Source organism: Thiomonas sp. UBA7699 (assembly GCF_002482605.1).
GTDB classification, from domain to species: Bacteria; Pseudomonadota; Gammaproteobacteria; order Burkholderiales; family Burkholderiaceae_C; genus Thiomonas; species Thiomonas arsenitoxydans.
In genome coordinates this window covers 178,686-190,770 of the sequence record NZ_DLGH01000009.1, presented here as the reverse complement: position 1 = coordinate 190,770, position 12,085 = coordinate 178,686, and the positions used below count along the sequence as shown (strand labels likewise).

At 62.2% G+C, this 12,085-nt stretch carries 9 protein-coding genes; 7 read left to right on the top strand and 2 right to left on the bottom strand.

Translation table 11 applies throughout. The annotated features are described in order from the left end of the window. Positions 1–186: 186 nt before the first annotated feature. On the bottom strand, positions 187–699 hold the full coding sequence (locus B3H47_RS04040) for a hypothetical protein (protein WP_055451804.1): 513 nt from the start codon (positions 697–699) through the stop codon (positions 187–189). A gap of 81 nt (positions 700–780) precedes the next feature. Here B3H47_RS04040 and B3H47_RS04035 point away from each other — a divergent pair, with 81 nt between their 5' ends. Both B3H47_RS04035 and dmeF read left to right on the top strand, forming a co-directional pair. Next, positions 781–1,059, top strand: coding sequence for a metal/formaldehyde-sensitive transcriptional repressor (locus B3H47_RS04035; protein WP_055451803.1), 279 nt, complete (start codon positions 781–783; stop codon positions 1,057–1,059). Between the two features lie 8 nt (positions 1,060–1,067). After that, positions 1,068–2,342 (top strand): CDF family Co(II)/Ni(II) efflux transporter DmeF, encoded by a 1,275-nt coding sequence (gene dmeF, locus B3H47_RS04030; protein WP_055451802.1) that lies wholly within the window; start codon positions 1,068–1,070, stop codon positions 2,340–2,342. Positions 2,343–2,882: 540 nt separating this feature from the next. Here dmeF and B3H47_RS04025 read toward each other — a convergent pair. Then, entirely contained in the window at positions 2,883–7,871 is a 4,989-nt protein-coding gene (locus B3H47_RS04025; RefSeq protein ID WP_286986151.1) for a DEAD/DEAH box helicase, read from the bottom strand. A 381-nt stretch (positions 7,872–8,252) separates the two neighbouring features. On the opposite strand from B3H47_RS04025, the gene B3H47_RS04020 reads away from it, so the two are divergent. From B3H47_RS04020 to B3H47_RS04000, 5 genes are all read left to right on the top strand, one after another. Further along, on the top strand, positions 8,253–8,636 hold the full coding sequence (locus B3H47_RS04020; RefSeq protein ID WP_286986149.1) for a hypothetical protein: 384 nt from the start codon (positions 8,253–8,255) through the stop codon (positions 8,634–8,636). Between the two features lie 83 nt (positions 8,637–8,719). Further along, positions 8,720–9,067 carry a hypothetical protein gene (locus B3H47_RS04015; protein ID WP_286986147.1) on the top strand — a complete coding sequence of 116 codons (348 nt, stop codon included), beginning with the start codon at positions 8,720–8,722 and terminating at the stop codon, positions 9,065–9,067. After that, positions 9,064–9,957 (top strand): toprim domain-containing protein, encoded by an 894-nt coding sequence (locus B3H47_RS04010; RefSeq protein WP_286986146.1) that lies wholly within the window; start codon positions 9,064–9,066, stop codon positions 9,955–9,957. The genes B3H47_RS04015 and B3H47_RS04010 overlap by 4 nt, the downstream gene beginning before the upstream one ends. Next, the gene (locus B3H47_RS04005) at positions 9,950–11,425 is read left to right on the top strand and encodes a DUF3987 domain-containing protein (RefSeq protein WP_286986144.1); all 1,476 of its coding nucleotides are present in this window, start codon (positions 9,950–9,952) and stop codon (positions 11,423–11,425) included. The genes B3H47_RS04010 and B3H47_RS04005 overlap by 8 nt, the downstream gene beginning before the upstream one ends. Next, a complete protein-coding gene (locus B3H47_RS04000; RefSeq protein WP_286986143.1) occupies positions 11,412–12,080 on the top strand; it encodes a hypothetical protein in 669 nt (222 codons plus the stop codon). The genes B3H47_RS04005 and B3H47_RS04000 overlap by 14 nt, the downstream gene beginning before the upstream one ends. The last annotated feature ends 5 nt before the right edge of the window (positions 12,081–12,085 follow it).

The following is a 12,085-nucleotide window of genomic DNA, read 5'->3' as shown; positions in this document are numbered from 1 at the left end:
GCCGCCACCCTGCGCTTTGAACAGGCGGTGGCAGATCGCCGGGCGAACGCACGGCGGCACTGAAACATGAGGGACATCGCTTTCCTCTTCGGCAGATGGTGCGCTGCAGAGTTGCAGCGTTGATCGCAAGGCGAACACGCGCATCGCCCGGTCAAAGTTCACCGGGCTTGCTTGCTGCCGAAGGGGTCAAACTTGGAGACGCGCCGCGAGGAAAGACGGTCTGGAGGGGGGTGGGGGCTCAATGCGCTGAATTTGCCAGTTCAGCAAAGCGGGGCGGACTTGCGGCACCAGCATAACACGCTGGATCAGCGCGGCGGGGCCAATACCAAAGCTCTTGATCGTGCTGGCTGGAGCCGCTGCGTTCAGGTCTTGGCAGGCTGCCTGACAAAACGCACGCTCAACCCTTGCGCTGTCCTGGCTAGAAACTTGTGCTTGTTGCCCAGCAGCTCCCATGGACATGGAGTCCATGGTCGGCATACCCGGCATATTCGCGCAGCAAGGGGCCGGAACAACCACCGGACGCGCCATGGCGACTTGCATCCACGGCAGAAACGCCAATGCGCAAACGAACGCCCAGAAGCGGGAGAAAGTTCGGAAGGAACGCATGGGCTTGGATGGGTGCATGGGACGATGAAGGTGGCTGATGATAGCGAAGGTTCCTTGCTCGTCAATCCCCTGCCCCGCCCAATGCCGATCCATCTCATGATCACCTGATCGTGTCCCCGTTCGATGGAGACCAGCGCAATGAATTCAAACACCCTATCCCCCTATAGTGTTGGCATGAGCCACACCATCCGAGAAAGAACCAAACTTCTCAACCGCGTGCGCCGCATTCGCGGCCAGGTCGATGCCATCGAGCGTGCTCTGGAGAGTGATGCGGGCTGTGAGCAAGTCATGCATGCCATCGCGGCTTGCCGTGGTGCGATGAACAGCTTACTGTCCGAGGTCGTCGAAGATCACATCCAGACCCACCTGATTGATCCCCGCAAGGGCCAACAGGATGAATCGGCCGAGGCTGCCGCCCAGTTGATCGACGTCGTGCACAGATACTTCAAGTGAGCGCATCCATGTCCGCGACCCCGTTTACCCATGAGCATGAGCATGTGTTTCTCGGTCAGGACCATGACCGCAATGCCCGCAAGACCCGGGCCGTCATCGCCCTGTGTACCGGGGTGATGGTCATCGAGATCGCTGATGGGGTTCACTTTGGCTCGCTGGCGTTGGTCGCCGATGGCCTGCACATGAGCACTCATGCTGCAGCCATGCTGATCGCCGCCATGGCCTACCACTACGCGCGCCAACATGCCCATGACGCTCGCTTCAGCTTCGGCACCGGCAAGGTGGGGGATCTGGCGGGTTTCTCCAGCGCCATCATCTTGGCCATGATCGCTTTATTGATCGGCTATGAGGCGATTGCGCGCTTCATCCATCCGGTGGCCATCGATTTCAATGCTGCCATCGCCATTGCCTTTCTCGGCCTGTTCGTCAACATCCTCAGTGCCTGGCTGCTCAGTGGCAATGAGCACAGTTATGGACATGCGCATGGTCATGTCCATGGCGCGGCAACCGCGGACGATGCCCAGTTCGTGGACACTGCCACAGGTCGCGTGCGGGTCGAGATTCATGAGGATCGCGTCCCGCCGAGGTTTCGCTTGCGTTGGCAAGATCAATCAGGCCCACCCACAAGCCTGCTGGCGTCGCACATGTGGATGGAGACGATTCGTCCTTCCGGGCAACACCAAACGTTTCAGTTTCAAGACCAGGGCGGGTACTGGGAATCGGTCGATACCATTCCGGAGCCGCATGCCTTCGAAGCACGGTTGCATCTGAACATCGGGGCAACGGTGGTATCTCGAACCCTGCACTTTGCAGAGTCTGAGGGCCATGACCATGGTCATGCAGACCATCACCGGGATCACAATATGCGCGCCGCTTTCGTGCATGTGGCTGCGGACGCCGCAGTTTCCGTGCTGGCCATTGTGGGGCTGGCAGCGGGCAAGTTCTTCGGCTTGAACTTTATGGATCCCGTGATGGGTATCGTCGGCGCGGTGGTGATTGCGAACTGGTCCTTCGGTTTGATCCGGGATACCGGCGCCATTCTGTTGGACGTCAATCCGGATGCCGCGCTGAGCCAGTCCATCCGCAAGGTCGTGCAGGAAGCGGGCGATGAATTGGCCGACTTGCATCTGTGGCGCCTCGGACCTGGGCACCTCGGAGCGATCGTGGCGGTGAAATGCAAAGATCCCACCCGGGATGCGTTGTACTACCGGCACAAGCTGCAAGGCTTTCGGGATTTGTCGCATTTGACGATTGAGGTGGAAAAAAGGCCGATAGCTTTGTAAGCCGGTCAGTGCTGACATGGCGCGAGCGTGCCCCAATGCCAGATCAGGCCGATACGCTGTCGGCGGATAGACATGCTGTATGGCTGCTCGACCCCGGAACCAGTCATTGGAACACCGGCGATACGAACGACGGGTAGGGGTCGATTGCGCAATTTCGTCATCGCCGGAACCAGACGCTGACCTGCCCGCCGCCACCGACGTCAGCAACGTGGGGCATTGCTGCCGTTGCCACGAGCCGCCCCAATGTCAGCACTGGCCGACGACCAGTCTCCCGGGGAGCGGATCGGCCTAACTCAAGGCGCAGCGTAGGCCAAGCCAAGCGATACGCCGACGCCGGTAGTGGCTTTGGATCAGAGCGACTGGCGGGTTTGAAGTGGAAACGGCGGCGGGTTCGATCAGACTACGCATGCCCGGCAAAGTGCGCCCCAAAGTGCTTGCGAGGAATGACTGAGCGCGGATCATCAAGAACTCCCCGCCCCATGCAGACAAACATGACCGTTGACCCCCTCGATGCCAATCGTGATCATGGAATGATCCGGGTCAGTTTGAGGTTATCACATCGAGGCCCGGCAAGCCACGCACGATCTTCATCGTCTCCAGACTCACCGTCACCACACGCATGAAAAGCTCCAGCGGGTAGCGTGGGTTGTGCATGGTTTCAATCGCCCAGGCGTTGGCGTCGTTGACGATGCCGCTGGCCTTGTCGGTTTTCACACCCTGACGCTCGACCACCCAGTCCAGCGCGGGCTTGCCGTTGACCACATACGCATACGCTTCAAGCGGAATGCCGGTGAGCGTGATCTTGTCGTTGTAGTGCAGGGTGGTGAGGTCTTTGTCCTTGTCGGCCTTGCCATAGCGCATCTTCTCGACGCGGTAATCGGCATCGGTCAGCGGCTGGCCGCCGCTTTCGATGCGCAGGGGGTAGGGCTCGACGGTTTCGTAATTCAGGTGCAGGGCAGCGAGGTCGCGCCCGGCTTGGGAGAACGCCCAGAAATCCGCAGGGGTTTTCACGCGCGGAATGCGCGGCAGTTCCTTGGCAAGGTTGTCGGCGTAGCGCTCGCGATAGCCGGGCGAATGCAGCAGGCCGTAGACGTAGTAGAACAAATCCTCTTTGGTGATCGCCTCATTCGGATAGGCTGCGCAAAAGTGTGCCAGCCCGGCGTCCGTGATCGCATCACGGCGGGTGCGCTGGCTGCTGGTGGGCTTGTTCTCGCTGGCAAAGAGCAGGTCTTGCTTTGGCATTTCGGGCGCGTCTTCAGCCTCATCTTCCCCTGCGGTGTCGTAGAGATACAGCGGAAAGCATTGACCTTTTTCAAGGTTGTCGTAATTGGGAAGTGTGTCGGTGATTAACGCCGAAAATCCTTTTTTGCTACCTGCTCCCAGCGCACATATGGCGACATTCTCCGCCGACGCATCCGGAAAAATCCGCGGCATCTGGTACACCATCTCGTTGAAGCGCCGGTCGAAATAAAGCCATTGCCTAGTGAAAGGCCGGTACAGGCTGGGAATCAGACTGGCGGGTTCAAATATGAATTGCCGCCCTTTGCTCAATTCCGCCTTGAGCGAGCGCGTCCAACTGATTTGCGCAGGGTCGGTATCGATGAAACCGTCCACCAGAGCGTCGCGCGCCTTCTTGTCCAGATGGCCGTGTGCCTGCTGGAAGCGCGCCGACTCGGCGTTGTAGAAGGCGATCATGCGCGCCATGTTGGCGCTCACGGCTGACTTGGAAGCGTTGTAGCACCATGCGTCGCGAGCTGTCAGAACCCCCTGCGAATAGTTTTCAAACAGGCGCAATCCGCCATCCTTTTTGTCGCCCAGCACGACGAATTCACCAAAGCCATCGTCGCGCTGCTTGAGCCAGTCGCCGTGCGCGTCTGGGGTGATGGTCTGCCAGCCACCCGCTGCGGCAATGCCCGCGACGCTGGCGTAGGCGGCGATTTTGTCCAGCTTGTCTTCGCGGCTGAGGTAGTCGCCGATGTCGTGGAATTGAATCTGGCCGGGGTGCGCAGCATTTGGGTTCTTGACCAGCAGGGTGATGGCAATCGGCGCGCGGCTGCCACTGCCAAAAATCTTGCCGCCCTCGCGCCGCGATAGCTCGCCAGCGGTGCGTTGATTGCCACGCAGGTGAAACACATACAGACTGGAAAACTCTTCCACCAGCGTCTTGCGCAAGCCGTCGGCGGTGTTGGCTTCGAGGAACCCGGCATTGGTGACAAAGCCAATGATGCCGCTATCGCCGATGCGGTCGGAAGCCCAGCGGAATGCGCGGATGTAGCTGTCGTACAAGCCTTTCGACAGCGTGGCTTTGGAGCGCGCGGCATAGGTGCTGCGGATGCGTCCGTCCAGGTGCGGGTATTCGACGTTATCGTTGTGGTCGTTCTCGCTCTTCTGCCCGATGGAATACGGCGGATTTCCGATGATCACCCGGATGTCGAGTTCCTTCTGCCGCTTGCGCCGTGCGCTGTTCTTTTCCAGAAGGGCATCGACCAGGTCTTCCTTTTCGTAGAGCTGGAAAGTGTCGGTGAGACAGATCCCCTCGAAAGGCTGGTACTCGCCGCCAACAATGCCGTGATACACGGCTTCGATATTGATGGCGGCGATGTAGTAGGCGAGCAGGACGATTTCGTTGGCGTGGATTTCAGCCTTGTATTTGGCGGGCAATTGCTCGGGCGCGATCAGTCCGCTTTGCAGCAGCCGGGTGATGAAGGTGCCCGTGCCGGTGAAGGGGTCGAGGATATGCACGCCGGGGCTGCCCAGCGTTTGCCCGAATTCGCTTTGCAGCAAGTGGGCCACGCTGTGCAGGATGAAGTCCACGACTTCGACCGGGGTGTAGACGATACCGAGCTTGTCACGCAAGCGCGGAAAGGCATTGGCAAAGAATTTGTCGTACAGCTCGACGACGATCTTCTGCTTGCCTTGCGCGTTGTCGATGCCCGCCGCGCGCAGTTTCACGCTGTTGTAGAAGGACTGGAGCGTGTCGGCTTCTTTGTCCAGGCGATGTTCCTGCAACTGGTCGAGCACGGCCTGCATGGCCTGGCTCATGGGGTTTTGGCTGGCGAAGCTGTAGCCTTCAAACAGCGCGTCGAACACCGGCTTGGTGATGAGATGCTGGGCGAGCATTTCGATGATTTCATCATCGGTGATGCTGTCGTTGAGATCGTCGCGCAGTTCCTTGGCAAAGGCGGAGAAGGCTGCGCGCTCGGCGGTGTGCGCGGGGTTTTCGAGGATGGCGTGGATGCGGTCGATGTGCGTGCGGGCGATCTTGGCGATGTCGTTGGCCCAGTCTTCCCAGTGATGGCGGTTGCCGACCTTTTGCACCAGCCGGGCATACAGCGCCCGCTCGATTTCGCCGATTTCGAATTGCAGTTCGGCCTGCACCTGCTCGGGATGCTCGGTGTTGGATTGGCCGATGGTGTGCTGGCCCCGCCCGCTGTTCTTGTTGCGCTTGCGCTGCTCAGGTGTCGTCTTGGCTGCGGGTTTTTGGATTTTGTCGGTGATGGCGATGACTTCCATCTTGCTGGGGTCTTTGCCGATCAGATCGAGTTTGTTGATGAAGGCATCAAAGCGATCGTCGTGCGAGCGCAGCGCCTGCAATACCTGCCAGACCACGGCGTAGGTCTTGTTGTCATTCAGCGCCTCGTGCGGCTCCACGCCAGCGGGGATGACGACGGGCAGAATGACGTAGCCGCGCTTTTTACCTGGCGCGTTGCGCATGACGCGCCCAACCGACTGCACCACGTCCACCTGCGAATTGCGCGGGGCGAGAAAGAGCACGGCGTCGAGGGCGGGCACGTCCACCCCTTCGGATAGACAGCGCACATTGCTGAGGATGCGGCAGGTGTTGTCGGGCGTTTCGGCCTTGAGCCATTCCAGCCTGGCTTCTTTCTGGCTGGCATTCATGCCGCCGTCCACATGCTCGGCTTCGCAGGTCAGCGCCACGGCAGGCTGATCGCCGGTGTCGCCTGAGGCGTGCTCCTGCTCCTGATAGGCCTCGACCACGGCCTGAAACATGGCCTTGATCTGCTTGGAGCTGACCTTGTGAACCTTGCCGCCTTTCTGCACTTCGATGACCTGGCAGAAAGCGACAGCGCGTTTCATCGGCGCGGCGTCGCCGATGAGGTCTTCGCTCAAATCCTGCTTGGACAGCGCCTTCCAGCAGCCGACGATGCGTGCAGCGTCGTCCACCTTGAGGGAGTTGCTTTCATCGGCCAGCAGGTTTTGCAGGCGGCGGTTGATGTGGGCTTCTTCCACCGCCAGCACGATGACCTTGTAATCGACCAGCAGGCCACGGCTCACCGCCTCGGAGAAGGTGATGACATACAGCTCGCGACCGTACAGGGCTTCATCGTCCATCGAGCAGAGGACGACGTTTTCCTTGTCGGCCTTGCTCTTGGCACCTTCGCCATAGATGCGCGGTGTGGCGGTCATATACAGGCGCTTGGCGCCGCGCAGGTAATCGGCGTCGTGCACGCGCACGAAAGCGGATTCGTCATCATCGCCAAACGTCGCACCCGTCGTGCGGTGGGCTTCGTCGCAGATCACCAGATCGAAAGCCCCCAGGCCGAAGGTGTGCTGGGCACGGTGCAGCACGTCGATGGAGTGGTAGGTGCTGAACACAACGTTCATGTGACTGGGGTCGTGACGCGCCGCGATGGCCTGCGCCAGGCGCGCGGCGTCGGTCGTGGCCGGGTAACGCAGTTCGTGGATCAGGGTCTGGTAATCGTCGCCATCCTGGCGCTTCTTGCCCACGTCTTCGTCGGAACAAACGGCGTAGCTGTGCAGCGGCACAGCGGATTCCTGCGTCCATTCAGTCAGGGTCTGCGACAGCAGGTTGAGACTGGGCACGAGAAACAGCACCTGCTTGCCCGCGCCCGCCATGGCTTCGGCGATTTTCAGGGCGGTGTAGGTCTTGCCGGTGCCGCAGGCCATGATGAGTTTGCCCCGGTCGGCATCTGTCAACCCGGCAACTACCTTGGCCAACGCGGTTTTCTGGTGGTCGCGGAGTTGCTTTTTCGGCTTGAGCTGTGGTGCCTGATCGGGCTGGTAACGCGCCCAGTCGATCTGGCTGGACTCCAGGTCATAAAGGGTGATGATTTGCACCGGCTTGTCACGCTGTTGCACCAGGGCGTTGACATGCTGGCTGGCGGTGTAGCTGGTGAGGAACAGCAGGCCGTCGGTATAGGGCTTTTTGCCCATCGCGGAGAAGAACGAGTCGATGCCATCGTCCTTGCGGATTTTGGAATCCTCGGCATAGAACTTGGCCTGGATAGCAAAGATGCGCGGGTTGTCCGCAACGTCTTCGACCGCCACCAGGTCGATGCCCGCATCTGCCCCTGGATCAGCCTGTCCCTGCCGCCTGCACTCGGCGCGCCACTCTTCCCACAGGAAGACCTTGCCGCCGAACAAGTCCCGGTAGGCGGGTTCGCTCAGTAAGTATGCCTTGACCAGCCTCTCGAAGTAGTTGCCTTTTTCGCGTTCGGACTGGGCCGCAGCACGGTAGGTGTCGAGCAGGCTGGATAAGGGGGTCATGGGTGCGTTTGTACGGGGGTGATGGTGCGAGGGATTCTAGGGAGTCAAACGTCAGACCATCCCCAGACTTTTCATCCTGCAGTGACTCCAAAAACCAGTGTGAGAAACGCAGTGCCGAACACGGCAAAACTCGGGTGTCGGGCGCAGCCTGACCAGGTGGCCGGGAATGCACGGCGCGCAAGCGCCGTGTCATACCCGGCCCTACCTTGCCCCATGCCTCTGCGTGACTCTGCGGCTTGGAAACAACACAACACGGCTTGCGGCACTACCTGTATTGCTTCGGGCTGCACCATCCCCTACATTTGGTGTATGGAAGTCATCCGAACTATTGCTCTCGCTGCCCGCGCCGCAGTCGAGCGGCCCATCAATCGCAAACACGCCATGGTTGGCGCGCTGTTGGGCGGTGGCGTCGGTTTGGTTTTGTTAACAGGTGGCGGTGCGATTCTGGCTGGCGCAGCTTGCGGGATCATTGCGCTGATGACGGCCCTCTTTGCAGGCGAACAAACTTACGGCACTTCCCTGCGACTTTGGTCTCGTCAAAAGACTGAGTCAGCCCGTGCCAATGTCGCCATGATGGTGGCGTCTTTGCTGGCCGCGCGAAGCTATGCGGTCAGCGTGGCCATCACGCTGTTGGGCATTTTGCAGCGTCTGCAAGGCTTGACACGCCAGTCGGCCAACCGCCGGACCGCACGCTGCGGCCATCGCCGCATCGTCCATATTGCCCTGACCGCCCGCGTCATCCCGGCCCCCATCGCCCGCGCCTGACGCGGGCTGTCATCCCCCATCTTTCGCTGCGTCCTGCAGCCCGCGTCGCCCCACCCGAGCAGCGTCACTCGCCGGAGGACGACATGTCGTCATTTTCTATTGGCGCGCAAGCGCTATTCGATGCGTTGCTGGCACAGGGCTACCCCATGGTCATGCCGTTGCATGATCCCCTGCTCCAACAGATTTTGAGTTTTTCTACGATTAAGGCGGCTCAACGCCGCCGCGAGCGTGGAGATTTTCCGCCTACGACGCGTATCGGCGGGCGCGTCGCCGTCATGCTGCCCGACTTGGCGGCGTGGCTGGCGAGCAAGAGCGCTGCAGCAAAGGCTGACGCGCCACCGCAGAGCGCCGGGATCCATGCTGACCACGCACCCGCTCCACGCAGACGCGGGCGCCCGCGCAAGGCCGCGCTGATCGGGAGTGCGTCATGATGCCCGGCGCAGAGGACGCTTTCGCCAGCGCGATGCGCGCGCACGGGATCGCACCAGCTGATCCTGGCGTGATCGTTGCCGACGGCGCTCTGCGCCGATTCGACGTGGAGGGTGACCGGCGCGGCAGTCGTAACGGCTGGGCCGTGCTGCACCATAACCACGGAGCAGCCGGGAACTGGAAATCTGGCGTGACCATCACCTGGATCGCCAAATCCATCGCTCGCATGACTCGGCAGGAGAGGGACGAGCATTTCCGGCTGATCCGGCAAGCCAAGGCCGAAGCCCAGCGCCAGCGCGAAGCCGATCAGCACGCCGCCGCAGAGCGCGCTGCGATGCTGTGGGAAAAGGCAGCGCCAGCAAATGCTGCGCATCCCTATCTGGTGCGCAAGCGCATCGCGCCCGGCAATGCGCGCCAGTCTGGCAATCTGCTGGTGCTGCGTATCGAGGACGCGGAAGGCAACACCCGGAGCCTGCAATTCATCGCTGCGGACGGCAGCAAGCGCATGTTGACTGAAGGCGCAAAGCGCGGGCACTTCATCGCCGTGGCTGGTGCGCTGCCTGCCGACCTGATCGTCATAGGAGAGGGTTTTGCAACATGCTCGACCGCCGCGTCACAGTTCCCCGGCGCATGCGTGCTGGCCGCAATCGACGCGGGCAACCTGGAGCCGGTCGCACGCGCAATCCGGGCGAAGTTTCCCGCCGCGCAGATCGTGATCGTCGCCGACGACGACCGGCTGACGCCCGGCAATCCGGGACTCACCAAAGCGCGCGCCGCCGCTGCTGCCGTAGGCGGCAAGGTTGCCCGCCCGATCTGGCCTGACGGCATCCCCATCGAGGCCAGCGACATCAACGATGCCGCGATCTACCTGGAGGGCCGCAGTCATGCCTGATCTGCTCGAAATCAAAGAAGTCAGGGTGCAAGCCAATATCGACGCGGTTTCCTTTTGCTCCATCCCTGCGACAGTTGCGACATCTGCGACAGCGCCCGATCCTCTGCCGCCGCTGCCGGTGTCGCAAGCATTGGAACGCGCCCGCGCCCTGCTGCTGCCACCAGAGAGCGGCACCGACGCGCCGTATCCGCTCGACGCTCTCGGCCCGCTGGCCGAAGCCGCGCGCGACCTGGCCGAAGGCGCGCAAGTGTCGCCCGCGATGGCTGGGCAATCGCTGCTGGCTGCTGCCGCGTTGCTGGCGCAGGCCGTGGCGAATGTGCGCACGCTCTCAGGCAACACCGCGCCCCTGAGTCTGTACGCCCTGACCGTTGCGAACTCTGGGGACGGCAAGGACAGCGCAGACCGACCGGCAACTCGCCCGATCCACGACATGCAGCGCGAGGAAGGCCGACGCTACGCCGCAGACCTGGCCGCATTCGAGGAGGCCAAATCGAGCCGCAAGAAGGGCGACCCAGCGCCCGAGCCGCCCGGCCCGGCCCCATATCGCATCGCCGCTGATCTGACGATCGAGGGCATGCGCAGGAGCTTTGCCGAGGGTGTCGCTGCGCAAGGCATCTTCTCGACCGAGGCGGGGGCTGTGCTGGCCGGGCATGCCATGACGGCGGAGCATCGCACCAAGACCGCCGCGAATCTGTGCGGGCTGTGGGACAGAGGGCATCTGTCCGTGGTGCGAGCCGGTGGAGGCCGCACCGAGCGTTACGGGGTGCGCCTGTCCGCTCACCTGCTGATCCAGCCCGCTGCACTCGGCGATGTGCTGGCCGACGAAACCCTATCGGGCATTGGATTCTGGCCGCGCTTCCTGCTGGCCTGGCCTGCGCCGCTTGAACCGCGCACCTTCAAACCGTGGCGACCCGAGGAAAGCGCCGCGATCCTGGACTACTGGCAGGCCTGCCGCCGCTTGCTGGCGCTGCCCATGCCTGACGATTGCGACCCCCTGCCGGTGATCGAACTCGACGCGGAGGCGACCGACCGCATGGCTGCGTTTTTCGAGAGCATGGAGATTGAAGGCAGGCAAGGCGCGCTGCGCGATGTGCAGCCCTTTGCCCTGCGCGCCACCGAGCAGGCATGCCGCATTGCCGGGGTGCTGGCCTGCTACGCAGGGCAGGATGTGATCGACGATCAGACCGCCGCTTGTGGTGCTGCGCTGGCCGCGCATAGCCTGGACAACTGGCAATCGGCGCTGGCAGGCAGGGCAGACCCAGCGCCAGCACGCGCCCTGACCTTGTATCGCTGGCTGGTGGAGCGAGTGGGCTGGGTGAGCCTGCGCGATCTGTCCAGACTCGGCCCGAACAGCCTGCGCACGCTCGACCGACGCAATGCGGCCATTGATCTGCTGGAATCCGTCGGACTGGTGGAACTCGACGGCGGCAACGTCAAAGCATCAGGGGTTGACCATGCGCGCCGCTGATCTGGTGAAGAGGATTTGGGGTGCTCCATCCCCTGCGACAACTGCGACAACTGCGACGCAATGCAGACCCCGGCCCGATCTGTCGCAACTGTCGCAACTGTCGCAAGGGGCAACGCAAGGGAATTCCCGCCTGGGTGTCGCAAGTGTCGCAGGTGTCGCAAGCGGGCAGGCAACGCAAAAGCCACCAGCTAACGACGCCAGCAGCGGCATCGCCCCGCGCCTGGCCGACCTGCTGAAAGAGCACAGCGGGTATCCCGGCGTTCGCTGGCACGAGCTGGCGCTGATCGACGCCGCGCAGTCTGATCTGTGGATCGTGCAGCGCCCCGACGGGCTGCTGACCGTGCTGGCGACCGTCGAGCCGATTGGCAGGCCGCAGAGCTATCCGCAAGCGTGGCCTGCGCGGTGGACGAGACCCGAGCTACCCGATGCAACAGACGCCACTAGTGTGCAGGCAAAGGCCCTGATCGAGCGTGTGCGCTGGTGCTGGGATTGCCGGTCTCTGTCCACCCTGCCGCGTCCCGGCAACCGCACGCCGCAATGCCAGGCCGGGCATCCCTTGCTGTGGCGCAGTGTCAACCCTGGACACCGCACCATGCCGGGCCGCACGGATGCGCGCAACTGTCCCGACCGAAAGACCGACGAGGACGGCAAATGAACGCG

What these genes read in the sequence shown, in the direction of transcription:
- B3H47_RS04040 (WP_055451804.1), bottom strand. Translation starts at nt 699, where the DNA reads ATGGATCGGCATTGGGCGGGGCAGGGGATTGACGAGCAAGGAACCTTC.
- B3H47_RS04035 (WP_055451803.1), top strand. Translation starts at nt 781, where the DNA reads ATGAGCCACACCATCCGAGAAAGAACCAAACTTCTCAACCGCGTGCGC.
- dmeF (WP_055451802.1), top strand. Translation starts at nt 1,068, where the DNA reads ATGTCCGCGACCCCGTTTACCCATGAGCATGAGCATGTGTTTCTCGGT.
- B3H47_RS04025 (WP_286986151.1), bottom strand. Translation starts at nt 7,871, where the DNA reads ATGACCCCCTTATCCAGCCTGCTCGACACCTACCGTGCTGCGGCCCAG.
- B3H47_RS04020 (WP_286986149.1), top strand. Translation starts at nt 8,253, where the DNA reads ATGGTTGGCGCGCTGTTGGGCGGTGGCGTCGGTTTGGTTTTGTTAACA.
- B3H47_RS04015 (WP_286986147.1), top strand. Translation starts at nt 8,720, where the DNA reads ATGTCGTCATTTTCTATTGGCGCGCAAGCGCTATTCGATGCGTTGCTG.
- B3H47_RS04010 (WP_286986146.1), top strand. Translation starts at nt 9,064, where the DNA reads ATGATGCCCGGCGCAGAGGACGCTTTCGCCAGCGCGATGCGCGCGCAC.
- B3H47_RS04005 (WP_286986144.1), top strand. Translation starts at nt 9,950, where the DNA reads ATGCCTGATCTGCTCGAAATCAAAGAAGTCAGGGTGCAAGCCAATATC.
- B3H47_RS04000 (WP_286986143.1), top strand. Translation starts at nt 11,412, where the DNA reads ATGCGCGCCGCTGATCTGGTGAAGAGGATTTGGGGTGCTCCATCCCCT.